21 protein-coding genes and 1 pseudogene are annotated in these 24284 nt (G+C 59.7%); 14 read left to right on the plus strand and 8 right to left on the minus strand.

What is annotated here, in order from left to right:
- Together YH62_RS04770 and YH62_RS04775 are read right to left on the minus strand one after the other, a co-directional pair.
- Positions 1-405 (minus strand): alcohol dehydrogenase catalytic domain-containing protein (locus YH62_RS04770; protein WP_046793053.1); only part of this gene is annotated, 405 nt, incomplete at its 3' end.
- Positions 406-872: 467 nt separating this feature from the next.
- On the minus strand, positions 873-1778 hold the full coding sequence (locus YH62_RS04775; protein WP_046793054.1) for a LysR family transcriptional regulator: 906 nt from the start codon (positions 1776-1778) through the stop codon (positions 873-875).
- A gap of 123 nt (positions 1779-1901) precedes the next feature.
- On the opposite strand from YH62_RS04775, the gene YH62_RS04780 reads away from it, so the two are divergent.
- The 10 genes and pseudogenes from YH62_RS04780 to YH62_RS04825 all read left to right on the plus strand — a co-directional run bounded on the left by YH62_RS04780 (position 1902) and on the right by YH62_RS04825 (position 11906).
- The gene (locus tag YH62_RS04780; protein WP_052760340.1) at positions 1902-2867 is read left to right on the plus strand and encodes a tripartite tricarboxylate transporter substrate-binding protein; all 966 of its coding nucleotides are present in this window, start codon (positions 1902-1904) and stop codon (positions 2865-2867) included.
- A gap of 48 nt (positions 2868-2915) precedes the next feature.
- Entirely contained in the window at positions 2916-3368 is a 453-nt protein-coding gene (locus YH62_RS04785; RefSeq protein ID WP_046793055.1) for a tripartite tricarboxylate transporter TctB family protein, read from the plus strand.
- A gap of 4 nt (positions 3369-3372) precedes the next feature.
- Entirely contained in the window at positions 3373-4878 is a 1506-nt protein-coding gene (locus YH62_RS04790; RefSeq protein WP_046793056.1) for a tripartite tricarboxylate transporter permease, read from the plus strand.
- A gap of 14 nt (positions 4879-4892) precedes the next feature.
- On the plus strand, positions 4893-5978 hold the full coding sequence (locus tag YH62_RS04795; protein ID WP_137326694.1) for a tartrate dehydrogenase: 1086 nt from the start codon (positions 4893-4895) through the stop codon (positions 5976-5978).
- Between the two features lie 278 nt (positions 5979-6256).
- Positions 6257-7564, plus strand: coding sequence for a C4-dicarboxylate transporter DctA (gene dctA, locus YH62_RS04800; RefSeq protein WP_046793058.1), 1308 nt, complete (start codon positions 6257-6259; stop codon positions 7562-7564).
- A gap of 34 nt (positions 7565-7598) precedes the next feature.
- Positions 7599-8762 carry a mandelate racemase/muconate lactonizing enzyme family protein gene (locus YH62_RS04805; protein WP_046793059.1) on the plus strand — a complete coding sequence of 388 codons (1164 nt, stop codon included), beginning with the start codon at positions 7599-7601 and terminating at the stop codon, positions 8760-8762.
- Positions 8763-8814: 52 nt separating this feature from the next.
- Positions 8815-9306 (plus strand): annotated as a pseudogene (locus tag YH62_RS04810) (NADP-dependent malic enzyme); the annotation flags it as partial.
- A 168-nt stretch (positions 9307-9474) separates the two neighbouring features.
- Positions 9475-10422, plus strand: a complete 948-nt coding sequence (locus YH62_RS04815; RefSeq protein WP_046793061.1) for a zincin-like metallopeptidase domain-containing protein — start codon at positions 9475-9477, stop codon at positions 10420-10422.
- Between the two features lie 22 nt (positions 10423-10444).
- The gene (locus YH62_RS04820) at positions 10445-11485 is read left to right on the plus strand and encodes a toprim domain-containing protein (RefSeq protein WP_046793062.1); all 1041 of its coding nucleotides are present in this window, start codon (positions 10445-10447) and stop codon (positions 11483-11485) included.
- 199 nt (positions 11486-11684) lie between these two features.
- Entirely contained in the window at positions 11685-11906 is a 222-nt protein-coding gene (locus tag YH62_RS04825) for a hypothetical protein (protein WP_046793063.1), read from the plus strand.
- A 281-nt stretch (positions 11907-12187) separates the two neighbouring features.
- On the opposite strand, the gene YH62_RS04830 is transcribed toward YH62_RS04825, so the two are convergent.
- Together YH62_RS04830 and YH62_RS04835 are read right to left on the minus strand one after the other, a co-directional pair.
- Positions 12188-14089: an ABC transporter ATP-binding protein gene (locus YH62_RS04830; RefSeq protein WP_046793064.1), complete on the minus strand. Its 1902-nt coding sequence runs from the start codon at positions 14087-14089 to the stop codon at positions 12188-12190.
- A 14-nt stretch (positions 14090-14103) separates the two neighbouring features.
- Positions 14104-15957, minus strand: a complete 1854-nt coding sequence (locus YH62_RS04835; RefSeq protein ID WP_046793065.1) for an ABC transporter ATP-binding protein — start codon at positions 15955-15957, stop codon at positions 14104-14106.
- 997 nt (positions 15958-16954) lie between these two features.
- Between YH62_RS04835 and YH62_RS04845 the strand changes: the two genes are divergently transcribed.
- From YH62_RS04845 to YH62_RS04860, 4 genes are all read left to right on the plus strand, one after another.
- Complete coding sequence (locus tag YH62_RS04845) at positions 16955-19141, plus strand: PAS domain S-box protein (protein WP_046793067.1); 2187 nt, start codon at positions 16955-16957, stop codon at positions 19139-19141.
- Positions 19138-19500, plus strand: coding sequence for a response regulator (locus tag YH62_RS04850; RefSeq protein WP_046793068.1), 363 nt, complete (start codon positions 19138-19140; stop codon positions 19498-19500). Before YH62_RS04845 ends, YH62_RS04850 begins: the two co-directional genes overlap by 4 nt.
- Before the next feature lie 410 nt (positions 19501-19910).
- Positions 19911-20183 carry a hypothetical protein gene (locus tag YH62_RS30020; RefSeq protein WP_046793069.1) on the plus strand — a complete coding sequence of 91 codons (273 nt, stop codon included), beginning with the start codon at positions 19911-19913 and terminating at the stop codon, positions 20181-20183.
- A gap of 4 nt (positions 20184-20187) precedes the next feature.
- Complete coding sequence (locus YH62_RS04860) at positions 20188-20451, plus strand: DUF982 domain-containing protein (RefSeq protein ID WP_046793070.1); 264 nt, start codon at positions 20188-20190, stop codon at positions 20449-20451.
- Positions 20452-20818: 367 nt separating this feature from the next.
- On the opposite strand, the gene YH62_RS04865 is transcribed toward YH62_RS04860, so the two are convergent.
- The 4 genes from YH62_RS04865 to YH62_RS04880 form a co-directional block, all read right to left on the minus strand.
- The gene (locus tag YH62_RS04865) at positions 20819-21907 is read right to left on the minus strand and encodes a GSU2403 family nucleotidyltransferase fold protein (protein WP_046793071.1); all 1089 of its coding nucleotides are present in this window, start codon (positions 21905-21907) and stop codon (positions 20819-20821) included.
- 186 nt (positions 21908-22093) lie between these two features.
- Positions 22094-22381, minus strand: a complete 288-nt coding sequence (locus YH62_RS04870; RefSeq protein WP_137326695.1) for a putative quinol monooxygenase — start codon at positions 22379-22381, stop codon at positions 22094-22096.
- Between the two features lie 130 nt (positions 22382-22511).
- The gene (locus YH62_RS04875; RefSeq protein WP_046793072.1) at positions 22512-23351 is read right to left on the minus strand and encodes a type 1 glutamine amidotransferase domain-containing protein; all 840 of its coding nucleotides are present in this window, start codon (positions 23349-23351) and stop codon (positions 22512-22514) included.
- 87 nt (positions 23352-23438) lie between these two features.
- Complete coding sequence (locus YH62_RS04880; RefSeq protein WP_046793073.1) at positions 23439-24131, minus strand: type 1 glutamine amidotransferase domain-containing protein; 693 nt, start codon at positions 24129-24131, stop codon at positions 23439-23441.
- Between the last annotated feature and the right edge of the window lie 153 nt (positions 24132-24284).

A 24284-nucleotide genomic window follows, 5' to 3' on the forward strand; every position in this document is an offset into this window, starting at 1 on the left:
GTAGCCGCCAAGCAGATGCGAATATCCGAACAGGCCGGCGGGCGAATTGCCCCAAAGCTTGGTGACCTTACTGCGGTCTGGATTGGAACGCTCGCAACCCGAATAGAATCCGCGCCGGCAGAAGAAGCATTCGCCGCAGGAAATGGTGAACGGCACCACCACCCGGTCGCCCACCTTCAGCTTCGCATTGTGCGTGCCGACTTCGACGACCTCTCCCATGGTCTCATGGCCCATGATGTCGCCGCTATGCATGTCGGGCATCACGCCGTCGTAGAGATGCAGGTCGGAACCGCAGATGGCACAGGCGGTCACCTTGATAATGGCATCCCTGCCATCCTGGATCTTCGGATCCGGAACGCTCTCGCAACGGATGTCGTGCTTGCCGTGCCAGGTGAGTGCTTTCATCGGAAGGTCCTCTTAATCGAGCGCCCCGAAGCCAAGATGGCTGTCTGGTTCCGCAGGCCCGGCCTCAACTGTCGCTTCGACGCGGGGACGTACCGGATACGCCGCTGGGGCGATGGCCACCCACAAACAAGGCTTCCCCAGCATAGTTCCAGACAGCTCCTCAAAAACCAGCCTCCAAGCCGCTGCTCGATGAAACCGATCTGCCGCTCCAAAGCCGGCCGAAGCGGGCGAGCGGTGCATCCACGTCAAGCTGTCGTAGACAAAAGCCGAGCTAAGCAGCTTAGTTTGAAGCGTTTCGATGGTCCAGCCCGAGGGGTTCACTCCAAAACCGGCTCAGTTCCACGCGGAAGCCAACACCCAGACCTTCACATCGATCCCACGAAGGTAAAGACGCGGAACTTCCACTAGCACACCTTCGAGCTCGGAGGCTGCTAGGAGCTTAGATCTCCTCGCTATTGATTCCTGCGTTACTTGCGCGCAGTCATCACCGTTGACCAGAACTGCTCCGCGAGCTCCGTCATCCTCGTTCGGGGACGGATAAGGACGATCTGGACAGCAACGGTCCATTCTTCATCGCCGGCAATGGCGAGCTTGCCGCCGCTACCCAGTTCCGCGGCCGCCAGGCTCTGCGGAATCCAGGCGACACCCTTACCTTCGATCGCAAGTGCCTTCAAAACCATGGCAAGGTGGGAGGTAAACACCCGAGCGAGCTTCAGGTGACCTGATCGAGTTGGGATGGTAGCTGCCAGTATCCGACCCATGCCAGACTTCTCGTCGAATGCAATATGCGGGACGGGGTCTTCGAGCGTTCCAGGAAGCTTGTAGGTCGGCTCCCCGCTTTCGGAGCGCATCGCAACGGGTATCAGAAGGTCTCTCGCCAATTCAACATGCTTGAAATCGGTGTCGTGCAGCCGGATCTCGCTGTCCGGATGGTGATGACAGAGGAGAAACTGAGCGCGTCCGTCAGCCATCATCTTTTCGCATTCGTTCATGTTGTCGGATAGGAGGCGTATGGGCACCGTCGTAGTGGAAGAGCCCAGGCCCTGAACCCAGCCTGGAAAGAACGTAAAGGAAAGAGCGTGTGTAGCGGCGAAGGTCAGCGTCGCGCTGGCGGCTCGTGCCTGGTCGAGTTCGTGTTTCGCCCGTTCAAGACGTTGTATGACATCGGCGGCTGCCGAAAGCATGATTTCTCCGGCGGGAGTGATCTTCAGGCGGTGCGTGGAGCGGTCGACCAACGGCGTCCCACTCCAGTCTTCGAGGGCGCGGATCCTTCGGCCGAACGCAGGTTGTGTGATGTTTCGGAGCTCTGCGGCTCTGGAGAAGTTCAGTGTCTCAGCAAGTGCACGCAGGTCGGAAAGCCAGGCGGTATCCATCTCATCTCCTCATGATCGGCATCAAATGAAGCCGGATCGGCATTGGACCGTCAACCGGTAGTCGGCAAAGGTTCGCCGAGGAGCGCCGTTGTTGATGTCAACGGCAGAAGGAGGAGGAAGAAAATGAAGCCCACACTCACTATAGCTGCGCTGGCGCTTTCCGTCACCCCGGTTTTCGCTGCCGACTATCCGGATCGCAGCATCTTCATGGTCGTCCCATATGCGGCAGGGGGGCCTACCGACACGATCGCACGGCTCACCGCAGACGCAATGTCGAAGTCGCTCGGCCAGCAGATCGTGGTTGAGAACGTGGCGGGCGCTGGTGGCACCATCGGTGCTCGCCGCGTCGCCGACGCGGATCCGGACGGCTACACCATCCTGGTTCACCACATCGGCATGGCGACGGCGCCCGCCCTCTATCGCCAGCTTCCTTACAAGCCTCTGGAAGCTTTCGAGCCGATCGGGTTGGTAAGCGACGCGCCGATGACGGTCATCTCGCGTTCCGACCTCGGGCCGGAGACCTTCGAAGACCTTCTCGCCTTCATCAAGGAGAAGGGCACCAACGTCACTTACGCTCATGCCGGACTTGGGGCGGCGTCGCATCTATGCGGTACGCTCTTCATGTCGACGATCGGCACCCGGATGACCACCGTCCCATACAAGGGCAATGGCCCCATCATGACGGACCTTATCGGCAAACAGATCGACATGACTTGCGACCAGGCGACGAATACGGTTGGTCCCATTACGCAGAACCAGGTCAAGGCTTACGCAATCACAAGCGAGGAGAGGGCCGAAACGCTTCCGGATGTGAGGACAACCACGGAAGCGGGCTTGCCGACGTTCAAGCTGGGCGTCTGGCACGGCGTCTACGCTCCCAAGGGCACTCCCAAGGAGGTCGTAGAGAAGCTGTCATCGGCTTTGCAAGCCGCGATGGACGACGCGACCCTCAAGCAACGCTTCGCCCAGATCGCGACGATCCCGGCAACGAAGGAACAAGCAACGCCGGACGCCCTCCACACGAAGCTGGACAGCGAAATCAAGCGCTGGGATCCGATCATCAAGGCCGCCGGCGAGTTCGCCGACTAAGATCGGAGGGGCAGCTCAGGGTATCCTGGGCCGACACCGGGTGTTCCAATGGATATAAAAAACCTCGCGGCATCGCTCGTCTTGCTGGTGACCGGGTTGAGCTTCGGCCTGACGTCCTTCTTCGGGATGGACGTCGGCAGCGCGCTGAGAATGGGCCCTGGCTATTTCCCGCTTGTGCTGTCGATTCTGATCACTGGCATCGGTCTGGCAGTGGGATTGAAGGCCGTAACGGTCAGCGTCCCGTTTCATCCGCAGTATGCCCCCGTTCGTTCGATAGTCGCAATCATTGCTGCGCCGATCCTGTTCGGTATGACGATACGTGGGCTGGGTTTCGTTCCCGCAGTATTGCTGACAGCAATCTCCGCCGCGATGGCCGCAAAGGGTCAAAGGCCACACATTGCAGCCGTCATCGCGTTGGCCATCACGGCCTTCTGTCTTGCCGTCTTCTACTACGGACTCGGCCTTCCCGTCCGGCTGTTCGGGCCGTGGATTGGAGTTTGACGAAATGGACTTCATCAGCAACCTGGCGCTTGGTCTGAGCGCAGCCCTCACGCCGTACAATATTCTCTTCTGCTTCGTGGGCACGCTTCTCGGAACCCTCGTCGGCGTACTTCCCGGCATTGGTCCGACGGCGACTATCGCGATGCTCTTGCCGATCACGCTCTCGTTGTCGCCGGAGACGTCGCTCATCATGCTGGCGGGGATCTACTACGGTGCGCAGTACGGAGGATCGACCACGGCAATCCTGATCAACCTGCCTGGGGAGTCATCATCGGCGGTAACGGCGCTCGACGGATATCAGATGGCCAGACAGGGAAGGGCAGGGCCAGCTCTCGCGGCGGCAGCGCTGAGTTCTTTTTTTGCTGGCACCATCGCGACTGTCTTTGTCGCGGCGCTCGCTCCGCCGCTGACGAAGATCGCCTTGCAGTTCGGCTCTCCAGAGTACTTCGCCCTGATGGTCCTAGGTCTGGCAGCCTCCGTCGTCCTCGCCAGCGGGTCCGTCCTCAAGACTATCGCTATGGTGTCGATGGGCTTGATCTTCGGTCTGGTGGGTACCGACATCAACACGGGAGCGATGCGTTTCACCCTCGGTCGAGCGGAGCTTGCCGACGGGCTCAACTTCGTCGCCGTGGCAGTCGGCATCTTCGGCATTGCTGAAATCCTCCGGAACCTCGAGGTCACGGTTCAGCGCATCGCAGTCGTCAAGCGAGTTGCGGGTCTTTGGCCGAGTAGGGAGGATCTCAAGACCATATTTGCTCCCGCATGTCGCGGGACCGCGCTGGGCTCAGCACTCGGAGTCCTTCCGGGCGGCGGCGCAATTCTGGCGTCCTTCGCATCGTACGCCCTGGAAAAGAAGATATCGAAGACACCCGAACGCTTCGGGAAAGGGGCCATCGAAGGCGTGGCCGGTCCTGAGGCGGCTAACAACGCAGGCGCCCAGACGTCATTCATTCCCATGCTGACCCTCGGCGTACCCGCAAATCCGGTCATGGCTCTGATGATCGGCGCGATGATTATCCAGGGGATCGTTCCAGGGCCACAGGTTGCGACGTCACAGCCCGTTTTGTTCTGGGGGCTCATTGCTTCGATGTGGATCGGGAACTTCCTTCTCGTGGTCTTGAACCTGCCGCTCATTGGACTTTGGGTGAGGCTGCTGACAGTTCCCTATGCCGTGTTGTTTCCGGCCATCCTCGCGTTCGCATCCATCGGGGTCTACAGCGTCAACTCGAATACGTTCGATCTGTACGTCATGGCCGCCTTCGGTGTCTTTGGCTACGTTCTTGCCAAGCTGGAGTTCGAGCCTGCCCCCATGCTGCTGGGTTTCGTTCTCGGTCCGCTGCTGGAAGAACATCTCCGTCGGGCGATGACGATCTCCCACGGCGATCCGATGGTCTTCGTGAACAGACCGATCAGCGCCACCCTTCTTGTGGTCGCCATGGCCGTGCTCGCAATCGCCTTCATTCCCGACATCGCAAAACGCCGCAAGGAAGTCTTCGTTGAAGAAGACTGACACTGGAGATAAACATGAGTGGACAGAAAACGAACCGAATCTACAGGATTGCCTCCATCGCCGGCGATGGTATCGGCAAGGAGGTCGTACCTGAGGGCTTGCGGGTTTTGGAGGCCGCCTCAAAGAAGTTCGGGTTCGAGTTGCAGATCGACTCCTTCGATTTCGCCTCATGCGACTACTACGCAAAGCATGGCCGAATGATGCCCGAGGACTGGAAGGCCCAGATCGGCGGTCACGACGCGATCTTCTTCGGTGCAGTGGGCTGGCCGGAAATTGTCCCCGATCACGTTTCGTTATGGGGATCTCTGATCCAATTCCGTCGGGAGTTCGACCAATATGTCAGTCTCAGGCCATGCCGGCTCATGCCGGGTGTCTCCTCGCCGCTGGCGGGCCGTGGACCAGGGGACATCGACTTCTACGTGGTCCGTGAGAATACGGAGGGAGAATACTCCTCGATCGGCGGCAAAATATTCCCCGGCACGGATCGCGAGACCGTCGTCCAGGAGACGGTGATGACGCGGATAGGCGTCGATCGGATCCTTAAGTTCGCTTTCGAACTTGCTCAGAGCCGTCCGAGAAAGAAACTGACGTCGGCGACCAAGTCCAATGGGATCTCGATCACGATGCCGTATTGGGACGAACGCGTCGAAGAGATGGCGAGATCTTACTCGGACGTCTCGTGGGACAAGTACCACATTGACATCCTTTGCGCCCATTTCGTTCTGAATCCCGACAAGTTCGACGTGGTGGTCGCTTCCAACCTCTTTGGGGACATCCTTTCCGACCTGGGGCCTGCCTGCACGGGTACGATCGGAATTGCACCTTCCGGCAACATCAATCCCGAGAGAGAATTCCCTTCGCTATTCGAACCAGTGCACGGTTCGGCACCTGACATAGCCGGGCAGGGGGTCGCCAACCCGATCGGCCAGATCTGGTCCGCAGCCATGATGCTCGAGCACCTTGGCGAGCAGGAAGCCGCCGACGCCGTCATGGCAGGGATCGAAGGATCCCTTGCGGATGCACGGCTTCGGACGCGCGATCTCGGTGGAACAGCCGACACCGCGACATCCGGCAAGGCCGTGGCGGACTTCCTCGTCTGATTTCGAAAACGACGTAGGAAGGCGGCGCGCTTCCATGCCAAAAGCGAACAAGCGCGTCGCCTTTGCAGTTATCCATTAGGGCCGGTGCGAGTCGGCTGTCGCATGAAACTCGGACGATTCCAGTCCCTGTCCAAGCAGATGTCGGCAGTCAATATGATGCCAAATCGGCATCAATAAAATGACCATTGGCATTAGATCGAGGCCCGTCGGTTCTTTACCACTCCCTATTGGAAATCCGGCCGCAAATGAAGTGCGGCAGGAGGAATAGGAGGAGCACCATGGCACGACGCGTGCTAGGTCAACTATACGTACAAGTTCTAATCGGCATAGCCCTGGGGATTCTGGCGGGACTACTGGTGTCCGAGTTCGCCACGAAGCTGCAGCCTTTGGCAGATGGCTTCATCAAGCTCATCAAGATGCTTCTCGCACCGGTAATCTTCGCAACCGTCGTCCTCGGTATCGCGAAGATGGGCGACATCAAGGAGGTTGGAAAAATCGGCGCTCGCGCGCTCATCTACTTCGAGGTCGTCTCCACGATCGTCCTCGTTCTTGGACTGATCGTGGTCAACATCATGAATCCCGGCGTCGGTATGAACATCGACGTTAGTACCTTGAATGCCGGCTCGATCAACCAGTATCAGCAAACGGCTCAGCAGCAAGGGGGCTTCGTCGACTTCATGATGAACATCATCCCGACGACGATGGTCGATGCCTTCGCCAAGGGAGCGATGCTCCAGGTCATCCTCCTGGCAGTTCTCGTTGGAGTCGCGCTTGTCCAGATCGGCGAACGGGGCAAGCCGGTAATGGACTTCCTCGACGCGTTCCTCCAGTGCCTGTTTCGGATCGTCTCGATGGTCATGCGGCTCGCTCCCATCGGCGCGGGAGCCGGAGTGGCCTATACTATCGGCAAGCACGGGATCGGCACCCTCTGGTCCTCGGGTCACCTCATGCTGGCCGTCTATCTCACCTCGGCCTTCTTCGTGGTGTTCGTGCTCGGAGCCGTGGCCAGATGGTCTGGTTTCCCCCTGATGCACTTCTTCCGGCACTTCAAGGACGAGCTCTTGATCGTCCTTGCGACATGTTCTTCGGAGGCGGTGCTTCCGCGGATGATGGAAAAGCTCGAAAGGCTCGGATGCAAAAAGTCCGTCGTCGGCCTAGTCCTCCCTACCGGTTACACGTTCAACGCGGACGGAACCTGCATTTATCTTACGATGGCGGCCGTGTTCGTCGCTCAGGCGACAAACACGCCGCTTGGGATTGAAGGGCAGCTCGTCATCCTCGGCGTCTTGTTGCTGACGTCGAAGGGATCGGCAGGTGTAGCAGGCGCCGGCTTCGTGACGCTCGCCGCGACGCTGTCCAGCTTCCATGAAATCCCGATGGCGGGCCTGGTGCTTCTACTCGGCGTCGACCGCTTCATGAACGAGGCGCGGGCGGTTGTAAACCTCATCGGGAATGGTGTCGCGACGATCGCCATCGCCAAGTGGGGAGGCGCTCTCGATCGACGGACGGTCGAAGCGGTGATTGCCGAGCAGCACGGAGAGATTCCCAAACAGATCACTGCCGCTCCCGTCACAATTCAACACTGACACTAACATCTTACAACTAAATGGAGTTCATCTAATGCGCATCATCGACATCTGCGAAGTGACAAAGCCGATCGCTTCGCCTATCCGCAACGCCTATATCGACTTCTCGAAGATGACCGCGAGCCTGGTCGCCGTCGTGACCGATGTCGTGAAGGACGGCCGGCGAGTGGTAGGCTACGGCTTCAATTCGAACGGTCGCTACGGCCAGGGCGGCCTCATCCGCGAGCGCTTCCGGGATCGGATACTTGAAGCGCCGGCGGAAAGCCTGATGAACGACGCAGGCACGAATCTCGACCCGCACAAGATCTGGACGACGATGATGCAGAACGAGAAGCCCGGCGGTCACGGCGAGCGCTCGGTCGCCGTCGGCACCATCGACATGGCCGTCTGGGACGCTGTCGCCAAAATCGAAGGCAAGCCGCTCTTCCGGCTCCTTGCCAAGATGAAGGGCCGTGAGGCCAATCCGAGGGTCTTCGTCTATGCTGCGGGCGGCTACTACTATCCCGGCAAGGACAACAGTGCTCTACGCAAGGAGATGCGCGGATACCTCGACCGCGGGTACAATGTCGTCAAGATGAAGATCGGCGGCGCCTCGATCGACGAAGACCGTGGCCGTATCGAGTCCGTTCTCGAAGAGATTGGTTCCGAGGCGCGTCTTGCCGTCGATGCGAACGGCCGCTTCGACCTCGAGACGGGTATCGCCTACGCCAAGATGCTCCGCGACTACCCGCTGTTCTGGTACGAGGAAATCGGCGATCCGCTGGACTACGCCCTCCAGGCCGCAATCTCGGAATTCTACGATGCGCCGATGGCGACCGGAGAAAACCTGTTCTCGCATCAGGACGCCCGCAACCTGCTCCGTTATGCCGGGATGCGGCCGGACCGGGACTACCTGCAGTTCGACTGCGCCCTTTCCTACGGTCTGGTGGAATACCTGCGCACGCTGGACGTCCTGCGCCAGTTCGGCTGGTCGTCGTCGCGCTGCATTCCGCACGGGGGACACCAGATGTCGCTCAATATCGCGGCAGGCCTGGGCTTGGGCGGCAACGAGAGCTATCCGGACCTGTTCCAGCCCTATGGTGGCTTCCCGGACGGTGTGAAGGTCGAGGACGGCCACATTGTGATGCCGGAGCTTCCCGGCATCGGATTCGAGGGCAAGTCCGACCTGATCATGGTCATGCGCGAACTGGCCGAATAACAAGACCCGGAGTGGGCGAATGTCTCGCCCACGCCCTCTCAGGACAGCTCCCATGATCGACGATTTTCGGCAAGCCGCGCTCGACTACCATCTATATTCTCAGCCCGGAAAGCTCGGCATCCAGACGATCAAGCGGATGGAGACGCAGCGCGATCTGGCGCTGGCGTACTCGCCCGGCGTCGCCGCTCCCTGCGAGGCGATCGTGGCGGATCCCAGGGCTGCAAGCCAATACACGGCCCGAGGCAATCTCGTCGGGGTCATCACAAACGGGACTGCGGTCCTCGGCCTCGGAAACATCGGACCACTCGCCTCGAAGCCGGTCATGGAGGGCAAGGCGGTCCTGTTCAAGAAGTTCGCTGGCATCGACCCGTTCGATATCGAGGTCGACACCACGGACGTCTCCAGGTTCTGCGACGCCGTGGCTCTGCTCGAGCCGACGTTCGGCGGCATCAATCTTGAGGACATCAAGGCTCCCGAATGCTTCCTGATCGAGGCGGAACTCCGCTCTCGCATGAAGATCCCTGTCTTCCACGACGATCAGCACGTGGTGCAGGAGCATGCCAGGGAGAGAGGAAGGGAGAGGAAGGAGAGGGGTTCTGTAACGGTTTAAGGGGCCGGAGACACCAAAGAGTAAGAGAGGTGAGGGGTCCGATCGAACGGGCCTGAGCGGGAGAGAGAGGCTTTCCCCGGTCCGTTGACCGGAGAAAGCATCATGAACAGTAAGTCCCGTAAGCCTTTCCCCCGCCGCCGGCGTCCGGACAAGGATATCTATCAGCGCATTACCGGCAAGATCGTAGATCAGCTCGAAACCGGCGTCCGGCCCTGGCATCAACCATGGGGGGCGAATGGCACGCCGACACGGCCGCTGCGCCATAATGGCGTGCCTTATCGCGGCATCAACACCATGCTTTTGTGGATGGAAACGACCGCCAACGGCTACGTTTCCCCCTACTGGATGACCTATCGCCAAGCCCAGGAACTTGGTGGGCAGGTCAGAAAGGGCGAAATCTCCGCCCTCGTTGTCTATGCCGGCGCAATCGAGACGACCGAAGAAGCCGAAAACGGCGAGGAAATTGAGCAGCGCATCCCCTTCCTGAAAGGCTACCCTGTCTTCAACTGCGACCAGATCGACAATCTCCCGGCGCGGTTCACCCCCACTCCGGCCGAACCGCGCTCGCCCATGAAGCGCTTTGCCCATGCCGACGCCTTCTTCGCCCATACCGGCGCCAAGATCCACTTCGGCGGCAACAAGGCATTCTACAGTCCCCTCGAGGACTTCATCGGCATGCCTCCTTTCGAGGCTTTCGAATCTCCCGACGCCTACGTGTCAGTCCTTGCCCACGAAACTGCGCACTGGACGCGCCACCCCACTCGTCTCAACCGCGATTTCGGCCGTAAGACATGGGGCGATGATGGATACGCGATGGAAGAGGTTGTGGCTGAGGTTTCTGCAGCCTTGATCTGCGCGGATCTCGGCATCGAGAGTGAACCCAGAGAAGATCACGCAGCCTATATCGGCAGCTGGCTGAAGGTTCTGAAAAACGACAAGCGCGCAGTTTTCCAGGCCGCCGCGCATGCTGAACGCGCCGCCGCTTACCTACACAGCCTGCAGCCCGATGCTCCTTCGACAGACGATGCGCCGCTCGCCGCGACCGCCTGATCTCAGTGAAGGAGGCTTACCTATGTTATCTGCTTCAGAACTGGCAAACCGTCTCGCGCAAAATGCCGAAGCGGTCTGCCGCTATTATCTCTCGTCCGGCCATCGCGCCGGCAATTACTGGATTGTCGGAGATGTCGCCAACAGCAAAGGCGGATCGCTCTATGTCCGCCTGACCGGCCCGAGTGCCGGCAAATGGGTGGATGCGGCGACAGGCCAGTTCGGTGACCTGCTCGACCTTATCCGGGAAGCCCGCGGTCTCCCCGACTTCCGTGGCGTGGCTGAGGAGGCGCGATATTTCCTGAGCTTGCCGCAACTCCGACCCGAGCTGTCTCACGGAGAGGAGGCGGGCGGTTTTGCGTCAGTCCGCCGATCAGCAATGGAGCGGGCACAGCGTCTGTTCCGGACAACGCAGGCCCTTGGAGGCACGCTTGCCGATGACTACCTGCGTCAACGGAGCATCCTGCGGGCTTCAATCCATCCGGCGTTGCGCTTTCATCCGTCCTGTTTTTACCGCGATTTGACAACCGGGCGGACAACCAGTTATCCGGCGCTGATTGCGGCCGTCACTGACCAGACAGGTGCAATTACGGGCGTGCATCGCACCTGGCTTGATCCCAACGGCGACGGCAAGGCGAAGGTCGAAAACCCGCGTCGCGCACTCGGCAGCCTGCTCGGCAATGGTGTGCGCTTCCATTTCCCGGTTGCTTCTCCCGTGAGAGTTATCGCGGCGGGCGAGGGGCTCGAAACCATATTGTCGCTATCGCAAGTTATGCCCGTCATGGCGATGGTGGCAGGGCTCAGCGCCAATCACTTGGCGGCCTTCCAGTTGCCAGGCGAGTGCCTGCGTCTATATATCGCCGCTGATGCGGATGCAGCCGGTCGGCGGGCCATCGAGCGGTTGAGCGGCCGGGCGCAGGCCCTCGGGATACTCCCATTTGTTCTTCTCCCCGAACTGGGCGACTTCAACGAGGATTTGCGCCAGCTTGGTCCTGACCGGCTGACGGCCACCCTACGGGGACAGCTCGCGCCTGAAGATGCAATGGCCTTTCTTCCCGGCCGATGATGCGGCAAGGGCGGAGAGTGAGCGCCGTGTTGGGGCGGACGAGCCTTCAGCGGGTCAGCCATCGTTGCGACCGCCCCCTCCAGGCCTCTCGGAAACCTTTCCTGTGCGCCACAAGGCCGCAACATGCATCTCTAGCGCGGACCTGGCATTGATCCGTCCGCCAGTATAGACAGCGTTGTGGCAACCGGTCGGAGTGACAATGGAAGACGTAATCATGATCAAGAACCGGGGTGACTTCGGCCTTTGGGCAATTGAAGTCGCCAAGCAGATCGTCAGTGAGCAAGGTTTCGAACTCGCCAGGACAGCCCGTGACGGCACGGAAGACGAGGTTCGCCTTGCGGGCAATGCGCTTGGGCAGGCGATCACCAATGCGCTGTTGGAGGTCTATGACGGACTCCTCCAGGATGTATCAGACGAATAGTTGTCTTCTTGAATTGGTAATGGCGGCATGTTGCCTTCTGCCACGCGCAAGATCCATGAAGACGTGGCCAGAGAGGCCTCGATCATCTTTTGAGCGATGGCTCGAACTGATCGTCGGCGTTCGGGCGGCACAATGTAGAGCCACAGGCTGCGGATGTGCTTCCAGTAGGATTGCATTTCGCCTCATTCTCACACGATCGTCGCTAGCGTATTCGCCTAAGGTGGGGGCTTGGAAGCCGGCGGTCGAGAGAGAGTTTCATCGACGCAACGGCTTAGCTATTTCTACGTTGTCGAAATTTCAGCTTCTTTCTCGGAGACAATGTCATCCGGTATGTCGTCAAAGGAGGCATAGTTGAGATTGTAGAGCCTGGAATAGAGCTTGCCGTTCTCCATCAGTTCATGGTGGTTGCCGCTTTCGACCAGTTCGCCATTCTGCAGAACGATGATGCGGTCCGCCTCGCGGATCGTCGCAAGGCGGTGGGCAATGACCAGGCCGGTGCGGCCTTCGAGCAGTTTCACCAATGCCTTCTGGATCAGCATTTCCGTATAGCTGTCGATATTGGCGGTCGCCTCGTCGAGCACGAGGATTTTCGCGTCCGCCACAAGAGCGCGGGCGAAGCTGATGAGCTGCCGCTGACCTAGCGAAAGATTGCCGCCGCGCTGGCCGAGGATGCTCTCGTAACCGTCGGGCAGGCGCATGATGAAATCATGGGCGCCGACGGCCTTGGCTGCCTCGATTACCTGTTCGCGGGTCGCGTCGGTCTTGTGATACCGGATGTTCTCGAACACCGTTCCGGTGAAGAGGAAGGGCTCCTGCAGCACCATGGCGATCTGGCGGCCGAGCGAATCCTGTGTGAGGTCGCGCACGTCGTGACCACCGACCAGAACCTGGCCACCCTGAACCTCGTAGAAACGATGGATCAGCGACATGCAGCTCGACTTGCCGGAACCCGTCGGACCGACGAGCGCGACCGTCTCGCCGGGGTTCACCTTGAAGCTCACGTGTTTGAGAACCGGATGCTTCGGATTGTAACCGAAGACGACATCGCGGAATTCCACCGAACCATCCATGTCGGATGAAAGCACCTTGGCGTCCGGCGCATCCTTGATGTCGACCGGCACGTCCAGCACATCCGTCAATCGCTGGCCGGAAGCCATCGCGCGCTGCATGACCGAATATTGCAGCGTGAGCGAGCGGATCGGATCGAAGAAGCGCTGGATATAGAAGAGGAAGGCGATCATGACACCGACATCGAGCTCCTGGTCCAGTACGCGCGCTCCGCCGACCACGATCACGAGCGCCATGGCGAGGCCCGTCAGCGAATCCACGATCGGCACCATGACCTGCGCATACTTCGCAGCGGTGAGGTGGGTCTTCAGGTTGGCGCGTGCCTTGTCGTCGTAGAGCGTGAAGTTGACGCGCTCGCGATCCATGCTCTGCACGGCGCGAACGCCATGGATCGCCTCGGCGAGTGCGCCGTTCGCCACGGAATTTGTCTCATGCGCCGCCATGAAGGACTTTCGGGCGCGCGGCAGCCAGAAGATGCGGACGACGAAGAGCACGGGAAGCGCCGAGAGCGTCAGCAGGCCGAGCTTCAAGTCGAGATACAGCATGACGAAAACGATACCGAAGAGCAGAGCGATATCGCCGACCGAAAGCACCGAGGTCTCAAGGAATTCCTGCATTGAGTTCACGTCGCCCTGCAGGCGCGACATCAGGCGGCCGACTTCTGTCTTGTCCATCCAGGACAGCGAGACGCGCTGCAGATGCGCGAACATTGCCTTGCGGATGTCGAAGAGAACGTCCTCGGCGACGTTGCCGACGAGAGTTTCCTGCACATAGCTCGCGCCGAAGTTGATGAGGATCGCAGCCAGAAAGGCGATGATCGACCAGGTGAGCACGCCGTGATCGACGCTGCCCGGCTGCATACCGTGATCGATGGCGTAGCGGATGATCAGCGGAACCAGGAGCTGCATCGCGGTAAAGGTCAGCACCGCGACAACGGCCCAGTAGATCTTCACCCGATAGGGGCGCACGAAGGCCCAGATGCGCTTGATGATATTGCCGTCGAAAACCTTGCCAAAGATTTCCTCTTCGATGCGGTGCGAACCGACGACCGCGCGGGGAGGGCGCCTGCCGTCTTCGCGAACGTCGGCACGCTCGGTTTCCAGTTCCTCGGCCATTTGTAATCCCTCCCTCAGGCCGTCAGCGCTTCTTCGCCGGGGCGGACCTGCAGATCGTAAAGCGCCTTGTAACGGCCGCCGAGCGCCAGCAATTCGTCATGCGTCCCGCTTTCGACGATCCGACCGTTTTCCATGAAGAGGATCCTGTCCGCGTGCATGAGCGAGCTCAGGCGGTGGGCGACGATGATCGTCACGCGATCGGCGGCATATCTGCGCATGGCGCTGCGGATGCGCTGTTCAGTGCCCGCGTCGATCGCGGCGGTCGAGTCGTCGAAGACCATCACGGCGGGCCTGAGCATCAGCGCGCGAGCAATCGAAAGCCGCTGGCGCTGGCCGCCGGAAAGCGAGACGCCGCGCTCGCCGACCACCGTACCGTACCCGGTCGGCAGGCCGAGCACGTAATTATGGAGCTGAGCGCTTTCGCTGGCGCGTTCGATGCGGGCTTCCTTGGCCCAGGGGTCGCCATAGGCGATGTTGTTCTCGATCGTCGTCGTGAACAGGAAGGAATCCTGCTGAACGACAGCGACCGAGCGGCGCAGCGACTGCAGCGTGGCGTGGCGTATGTCCTGCCCGTCTATGGTGATCTTGCCGCCGGTGACGTCGTAGAAGCGGGGGATCAGGTGGGCGAGCGTGGACTTGCCGCTGCCGGGCGGACCGACGATACCGATCGTCTCGCCGCGCTTGGCTTCGAAGGTGACGTCCGTCAGCACCTGGTGCGTTTCGGCACTCGGATAGGCGAAATTCACGTGTTCGAAGCGTAGCGTGCCGTCGCTGACCTTCAAATCCTTGGCATCCTTCTCGTCCTTGATGGCGATATCGAGGTCGAGGAGCTCGAAAAGGCGGGCACCGCAGGTCGAGGCGCGGGCAAACGCGTTCACCATCAGCCCGAGTTGGCGCACCGGCATCTGCAGGATAGTCATGAAGGTGAGGAAGGAGGTGAGCGTGCCCACCGTCATCTCGCCGGCCATGACCTTGCCGCCGCCGAACCAGAGAACGAGACCCATGGCCACGAAGAAGGAGAAGGTCATGGCGCTGGTATTGGCGACGCGAATGCCGACGCGCTGATGCGCGAGCGACAGTGCGCTCTTCGAGGCGGCGTCGAACTTGTCCAGCTCGTGTTTCTGGGCGGCAAAGGCGCGCACGACCCGGATGCCGCCGAGATTTTCTTCCATGACCCGGGTCAGAACCGAAAGCCGCTCCTGCAGGTCGAGCCAGGTCGCGCGCAGGCGAAGCTGGGTGACCGAGGAGCGCCAGCCGACGAAAGGCACGAAGCTCAGCGCCAGAAGGCCGAGCACGAGATCGGTCGAAAGGAGGAGATAGGCGCCGATACCGATCAGCATGGTGAGCAGGACCATGCGCACCAGGGCGGTCGAGAAATACATGCGCACGCCTTCAAGATCGAGAAGCCCGATCGTGATCAGATCGCCCGAATGCATGCTGTCGTGGAAACTGAAGGAGAGGCGCTGGATCTTCTCGTAACAGGCCAGCCTCAGACGATAGCCCATGTGGTGGCCGACAGCCTCGCTGTAATAGTTCTGGATCAGCGTGAAGATGCCGCGCAGCACGCTTGCGCCGAGCAGAAGAAGGGCCGTTGTCAGCAGCGCGTCCTGTGCGGCCTGACCCGCGCCGCCGCCAGTCAAAACCACCTGCGTGTGATCGACAGCCTGGCCGAGAAGCTGCGGGATCATCAGCTGGAAGGTGGATGCGACGAGGGTCGCGCCGATAGCAAAGCCCGATTGCCAGGGATGGCGGAAGGCCATCACGGTAATGCGGGTCAGGATCGAAAGGCCCTTGCCCCAGCCTGCTGCATTCACAAGCGCAAGCGAAGTCGATGGCTTCGCGGCGCGAACTGTCGCATCGCTGCTCACGGTTTTATTCCAAAATCACTGATCTGGATAAAATTATCCAGGAAGGCGGCGGTTATGAGATGAAGAATCGCGTGCTACGCACGGAAGGGTAAAGGCTCCTCCCAAAGCAGCTAAATCCTTAGGGCATCTTCCTGATTCTATCAAGGCCGATCCTGTGTCGTGCTCTATGGCCACAGTGTTTGTTTGAACCGCGGCCCGTCGCGGCGGAGGAAATATGCGCCTCGGGTGATCGTGCATCACGTTTGGTCACGTTGATCGTGCTCAATCATGAAGCATGGATGACGGTGAATTTAAGGGAAGCTTTTGAAATCATAACGTTTTCTGTTTGATAGGGGCCGACTCGGGGAGCCTTCTTCTGGCTATCGACCGTGCGCCGATAGGCCGTCCAGAAGGCTTTACAGGCAGCTTGACGGGGTTGCCTTGAACAACCCGTCTATATACCGCCGATACCTCGCCATGGCCCGACGATGAGATTTTTGCGCTTTCATAGCCTGAATCCCTTCCTGCTTCACGGCTGTTCCCGAAACAACAAGCCCGGGCAGTAGCGGCTCCAAAGCGACGAGTTGCGGCAGCTTGCCTTCACGTTCGCTCAGGTATGGGGAGCCGATCGGGTTCAACGAACTATTACTTCTCCTACGTCGCAGCCACTTCGACCGAACCTTTGGTCACATGAGCTCTGACACAGCGCCACCAATCGCCTTGCGGGATCGAATAGCGCGAGGTAGATGCCATTGTTGATTGAACTTCTACTCGTATCATCAGCACACAGGAGCTCTCTGCGAAAACATGCACAGAGCACATCCACTCCAAGCAGAAGCGCATAGCGCCTAGAAATTCAGCACGAAATGAAACAAACCTCGGAGGTATACGTTAGAGGGAGTTGCATTTCGGCTTGAGAACTACGCGGCGGGGCTTTTGTACATTATATCGGCGCTTCCGTCCTGTGATGGGCACCGCCTCGATTGCGACGAGACGATCAGAGAAAGTAACGCCGCCGATGTCGAATATCGAGGAATTCCCGCTCCCCGCCCGGAAGTTGAGCGAATACGATGCGCTTGTCGCGGCGGCGCCGAGCGTGCTCGATGCTATCCCCGGCGCCGTCTATCTCTGCGATCACGACGGCTGGCTCGTCCGTTACAACAGGGAAGCCGCCGCACTCTGGGGAAGAACGCCAGCGCTTGAAGAGAAGCGCGAGCGCTTCTGCGGCTCACACGCTCTTTTCCTGCCTGATGGCACGCCATTGGCACACGAAGTCTGCCCGATGGCGACGGCTGTTTTCACCGGCAAGGAGACTCGCAATGCGGAGGTGGTTATCGAAAGACCGGAAGGTTCGCGCTTCGTCGCGCTGGTGAACATCCGCCCTCTGAAAGACCACGAAGGCAGGATTCAAGGGGCGATAAACTGCTTCCAGGACATCTCGGTGCATAAGGCCATAGAGGAAGAGGTCCGCCGTAAGAACGCCGATCTTGAGGATTTCTTCGAGAACAGCGCGATAGGTCTTCACATCGTCGGTGGGGATGGCATCATCCAGCGCGCCAATAAGGCGGAGCTGGCTCTTCTCGGTTATACCGGCGAAGAGTATGTCGGGCGGCATATTGCGGAATTTCACGCGGATGCGCCGGTGATCGGCGATATTCTCCACAAATTGGCATGCGGCGAGAAGCTGGACCGCTATCCCGCGCGCCTTTGCGCCAAGGATGGCTCGATCAAGCATGTGCTGATCACGTCAAATAGTCGGTTTGAGGATGGAGAGTTCATCAACACCCGCTGCTTCACGACGGATGTGACCGATCTCTATGAAGCCGAGCGCGCACGTCGCGACAGCGAAGAACGCTTGGCGGCAACCTATGAAGCTGCGACCATCGGAATTGCGGAAGCGGACTCCGCGGGGCACCTGCTGCGGGTCAACGACGCGCTGTGCCAGATGCTCGGACGTTCCCGCGAAGAACTGCTCAGCATGACCTTCTTCGATTACACGCAGGATGGTGATCGAGAGGAGGACGCGGCGCTCTACGCGCGCCAGATTCTCGGGGAGATCGATAGCTACGCGTTGCGCAAACGAGCGTCAAAGCCGGATGGAACCACGGTCTATCTCGATATCCATAGCTCCTCGGTACGGAATGAGGCCGGCGGCTTCCGTTACGGCGTGCGCGTGATCCAGGATGTCACCGCCGCCAAGCAGATGGAGGACCAGATCCGCGCAAGCGAACAGCATATGCGCGATTTGCTCGAAGCGCTGCCGGCCGCGGTCTATACGACCGACGCGGCAGGGCGGATTACATTCTACAACAAGGCAGCCGTGGAAATGTCAGGGCGAACGCCGCAGGCGGGCGACATGTGGTGCGTTACCTGGCGTCTCTTCAATCCGGACGGCACGCCGCTGCCGCACGATGAATGTCCAATGGCTGTAGCGTTGAAGGAAGATCGTCCGGTTCGGGGAGCGGAAGCGATTGCCGAACGGCCGGATGGCAGCCGCATCCCGGTTACTCCTTATCCCACACCGCTTCATGACGCGGACGGAAATCTTGTCGGAGCCATAAACATGCTCGTCGACATCACCGAACGCAAGCAGGCCGAGAGCAGACAGAAAACCCTCATCGACGAGCTCAATCATCGCGTCAAGAATACGCTCGCGACTGTGCAGTCGCTGGCTGGGCAAACGGCAAGGCATGCCGGTGATCTGGACGACTTCCAGCAGCGCTTCGAAGGCAGGCTGCTGGCGCTCGCGCGTGCCCACGATCTCTTGACCAAGCGGCATTGGGATGACGCCCCCCTGGAGGCGCTTGCGCGGGAGGTGCTGACGCCGCTCGCCGGTGGAGCGGCCAAGCGGATCAGCATCGACGGTCCATTGGTCGGTCTCAACCCGCGCGCCGCACTGAGCTTAACCATGGCCCTCAGCGAACTTGCCACGAACGCCGTCAAATATGGAGCGCTGTCGTCGGAGGCCGGCTCGCTTTCTGTCGCCTGGCGCTTACTGGACGAGACCGAGGCTAAACCTAGGCTGATCTTCGAATGGCGGGAACGCGGAGGACCGCCGGTCAGGCCCCCGAACCGACGCGGGTTCGGCACTCGGCTGATGGAACGTTGCATAGAACGCGATCTCGGGGGGGAACTGGATCTGGCCTTCGAGCCCGCCGGCGTATCCTGTCGCATCTCAATTCCGGTTGGGCAGGTGAAGGCATGAGGGACATTTCCGGTCTGAAGGTTCTCATTGTCGAGGACGAGGGCCTTGTGGCTCTTATGATAGAGGACATGCTCCAGGATCTCGGTTGCGAAGTCATTGCTTCCGTATCGCGGCTTGCCGATGCACGAACAATCGCCGCCAAGGCGGAAGTCGATCTAGCGGTGTTGGATGTCAACCTCGCTGGCGAGCCTAGTTTTTCCGTTGCGGAGATCCTCCGCAACCGTCAAATACCGTTCATATTTAGCACCGGATATGGGATGGAGGGGCTGCCTGACGAGTTTGGCGGCCATCCTGTTATCGGCAAACCCTTTTCCTCTGGCGAGCTGCAGCAGATAATCGCGGGTGTCGTGGACGATTGACGAAACCTGCGTCCGACCTGTCCTGTTACCGGTACCCGCGACTGAGTGGGTTCGATCGGAGGGGGCACCTGCTCGCAGCGGGCTTATATAGCTAAGCCATTTGGCGGATATTGAATGATCGCGATTACATGAGGAAGCGTTGCTCTTTGGCTCATCTGGCGCGATCCACAAAATGATCTTGTTGGTTGCCTGACTTGTAAACGAGCTGTTGCCGCCCTATATCAACTTATGATGGCATCGTGAGGTGGGGATTGCTATCGACGGTTTTCCCTGTCCTCAGAAAAGGAGGAGGACGATATGTCTTCCAAGGCCAACCATCTACCGTCTTGGTACTATGAGGGTTTGGCACCGAAAGCGTGTGCCGGACTGAGCATATGCATCCTCCTCTACATCATGGGAAGTGGTTGGCTATGGTCATAGTACTTTCTGCCAAAACGTCATCGGTTGATAATGAAATTCTCCGTCGTGTCCTGAAAAAGGGACGCTATGCGACACTGGATCTGAAGGCGCGCATTGGAGCCGATCACTCCGAAGAGGTGGTCCTCGTTCAACGCATTCTGGACGGCATGATTTCGCCCGAAGACTACCCGCCCTCCCCAAAGGCGCGAAAACGCAGCCCCCGAGGCGAAATCGCGTCATGGGAGAATGAGGGCGGGTCAATTGATCCCAACGTCAAGGAGTAGCGATATGCTAACAGAACACTGGAGTACACCGGTTCGGATCGGTGATAGCTCGATCAATAGCCCATTGCAGGCACATGGCTTCATGATGCGCGAGTGGCCGAATACCAAATACTTAACGTTTGCCGAGGCTCACCTCGCCATACTGGCGGCGCTCGACGGTCGCCAGTCGATAGAGGAGGCACGGACGCGATTTGTCACCGCGGTCCTGGATGCGGAGCTGGACCACCCGGGGTTTGAACGGCTCCCGACGGCGGGAGGCCTCTTTTGAAAGTCTCCGTCTATCCTCGCTATTCCCGGACAATCGACGCGACACTCCCATCCCCGTATAGTTAATTCGAAAGCCGAGATAGAAATTGAATTTAAAGGAGAATAGCTGGCGATGATTGGAGCGGATGTGCAACGCCCAGCCTTCACTAAGAAGCATGCAGCCGGATGCCGCTCTTGCTGCGACTGCGGGACTTGATGCGATCTAGTGCTTGAACTTGGCAGGCCCCATCTGCTTGCATTATCAGATGTCGTGTGACTGCCGGCGCCGCTGGCTTCCTGTGAATCGCGCCTCTGGCGGAGTGCTGCCAAGACTACATATCTCTTAGATGACTCAACCGAAAGTGCGTATTCTTCCTCCACTTCTGCCCTCAGAATGGCATAGTAATGTCTTCTCGGATCTGGATTGCACCAACACGGAGACTGTCCGCAAGATGATCGCGCTGCTTGGCAGTGAGCATTCCGGCCCCAGATCGGATGCCATCCTGCCATGCGGGGCCGCGTTCCCATGCTTCGTTGTAGACGAGGGCAAGGTCTGAGAGCCTTCTGGTCTGTTCAAGCGCCTCAAACAGGAGTGCGGCCTGCCGGATGTCCTTGTCGCGCTTCAGTGCGCTGTCACCTTCAGTTCGACGGCGTGAGGCGACGATGAGCTTGTGGACGGCGTACCTCGCGGGATCCGGGACGGTGACCGGGATCCCGCTCTTGTGGAGTAGGACGGTTCTGACCGGGTCACGAATGAGGAAGTCGAGAAAGCGTAACGGATCCGCACTCGCGCCGCCAAGGGCTGGCATCCGGGAAGGCTGGTCGATGTAGTCATCCGACCCTCGGTTGGATGTCAGAAACTCGACCCGGTATCCCGTCGCGTTCTGGAACGCGCTCGATGCTGTGGATCCGGAGCGGTGAGGAACCGGCCGGAAGGTCGGATCGATACCCTGCAGCAACTCGACGATTGGAGGCAGGCTGTCCTCTACTTCATGGGAGATCGCGTGGTCCTGGGCTATGTCCGCATCCCCAGTCAGAAGCGCGGCCAGGGGCAGGCGCACACCGAGGATACCCGCGTAGGTCTGGAAGGCCACCGTGCCGATCAGGACGCCGCGCAGCCGGAACAGGCCTCCGGTCGCAAGTACCTCCACGATGTCCCCGGACATGGGGTCGGGAGCGATCATGCCGCCTTCACGGGTGAGGGATGACACCATGCGCCTACGAGCGCGCAGATCGTCCTTCTGCTGCTGGTGCGTCTCTACGCGCTGGGCGATCTCGGGATCGTTTGCAGGGCCGACATAGCGGCGCGTTTTGCCGCCCTTGCCGTCAGGGATGTCGAAGTACCAGTAGGCTCGCTCCTTGACGACAACGCGTTGGAATCGGCCCGCCGGCGGGAAGTCCGCTGTCCATGCCGCGTCCATGGAGCGCTGGGCCAGCTCCGCGAGCATGGTCTGGTACGTGAGATCCACCTGCTTCATCACTGCCTTCCTCAAGTTATACCTTTTATGTAAAAAGGTATAGACTGAATAGAAGGAGAGGGGAAGAGGAGCCTCACCTTACTGGATGAATGGATTTCCGGGGCGAGGGTCGTCGCAATGAGACCTGTGCCGATGCTTCCGATGTTCACTTTGGTCATTGTCATACCCTTCCGCCCATCAGGCGATCTACTCGAGAGGATCGATCTCGATGTTTGCGATCGTTCCCGGTGGCAGTTGCCTGTTGAAGACGCGGATGGCTTCGCCGGACATGTGCTGTTCCCAGATCTGGCGGGAGGCCCATTCTTCAACGAACACGTAGACTCCCCTCTGATTGAGGTTGCGGTGGAGATGATAGGAGAGGCATCCCACCTCGGCGCGCGTCGCGACTGACAATTCCGCCGCATATGTCTCGAAGGCATCTTCCTTGCCGGGTGTGATCGTGACGCGTGCCACGACATTGATACTGCTGGTCACTTGTCTGTCCTGTCAGGTTGGCTTCGGCTTGCGATATGGAGCAACGCCCCAAGCTGCTGTGTGCGGGATTGAATGAGGCCGACGCGCCGCTCCGGGATTGGGAGCGGCGCTGGCGGATCGCCCGGCTGGTTTATTTCAGGCGCTTGAGCAATTCGGCGGCGACGGCTGGGGCGGAAGTGGGGTTCTGGCCGGTGATCAACTCGCGGTCGGTCACCACGTTGGATGTCCACGGCGTCTCGTTGCTGACGAAATCGCCGCCTGCCGCTTCCAAGGCCGTCTGCGGATAGAACTTCATCTCCCCGCCGCTCAGCAGGCCCTTGGCAATTTCCTCTTCCTGATTGCTGATGACAGTCATCTTGTAGCCCGCATAGATCCAGCCCTCGGCCTTGGCCGAACCGCTTGTCTCAAGCTTCATGGTGAAGGCTGCTGCATCGGGCAGGGCCGAGAGCAGGGCGATCGGGCCATGGCAGGCGAGCGCCGTGGTCTTGCCCTTCGCATGGAAGTCGGCAAGCAGCTTGCCCAATTCCGGGCTGACGAGAAGATCCTGCATCGGGGCATGGCCGCCCGGCACATAGACCGCATCGAAATGGTCGTAACCGATCTGCTCGACGCGGGAGAGGCTGATCACCGGCGAGGTGCTGTCGGATGTCAGCCTGAGTTTCTCAAGCATGGCGATGCCTTCCCGCATCGCGGCCTCGTCGCCACCGAAATACATCTTGTCCACGGAGGACTTGTCCAGCGTCGGCGCCGTTCCCTTCGGGGTCGCGAAGGTGATGTCATGACCGGCCTGCGTCAGCGCCTTTACCGGCTGCATCAATTCATTGAGATAAAAGCCGGTCTCGAAAACCTTGCCGTTCTTGAGGTCGAGACGGTCGGAATCGGAAAGGACGACCAGAACGTTGGCGGCCTGTGTGCTGAAGGCACTTGTTCCAAGAGCAAGCGCGAGGGCGAGAGTGCGGATAGGCTTCATGTTTTTCTCCATGCGAAAGCCGTTCCCTGCCCAACGGGTCAGGGAAGATCTATGATGTGTCGACTGGGGTGATATCGGTAATGCTGGTTATGCGGTCAGGAGATCGCGGAGCGCTTCGCCGACGCCGGTCGCCGATTGCGGATTCTGGCCGGTGACCAGCCTTCCGTCGATGACCACCTTCGCGGTCCAGTCGGGGGCCGGATGGTGATGGGCGCCGCGAGCGGCAAGCGTGCTGGCCAGCAGGAAGGGAACAACCTTGTCCAGCTTGACGGCCCGTTCCTCGTCGTCGGTGAAGGCGGCGACGTTCTTGCCGGCGACAAGGTGCGCGCCGTTGCTCAACGTGATGTTGACCAGTGCCGCGGGGCCGTGGCACACGGCGGCGACAACGCCGCCCGCCTCGTAAATATCGCGGGCGACGCTGTTGACCGCCGGGCTTGTCGGGAAGTCCCACATCGCGCCGTGTCCGCCGGCGAAGAAGATGGCGGAGTAGTTTTTCGGATCGACATTGGAAAGACGCGACGTGTTGCGAATGGCGTAGCGGAAGCCTTCGCTGTTCCAGTAGCGCGCATTGATCGCGTCATCGAGGTCTAGGCCGTCGACAGGCGGTTCGCCGCCATTGATCGAGGCGAACTCGACCGGGATGCCGGCGACATCGAGAACGGCGAAAGGATGGGTAACCTCGCCGAGGTAGAATCCGGTGGGTTCGCCAGTTTCGCCTTTGACGCCATGGCTGGTGAGGACGAAGAGAGCCGGTTTGATATCCTTGGTTGTGCTTGTCATGATTTGCTCCTGAACATCGCGATGACGTTTCATCACATTCGATGCCCTGAACGTATTAAAGCTACGAAGGTGGATAAATGGGTCTTCGAGGAATTCATTTGTTCGCAGAAGGATAGAATGATGACGAACAACAAGCTGAGGAGCCATAGCGGA

It is taken from the genome of Rhizobium sp. LC145 (assembly GCF_001005825.1).
Classification (GTDB): domain Bacteria; phylum Pseudomonadota; class Alphaproteobacteria; order Rhizobiales; family Rhizobiaceae; genus Neorhizobium.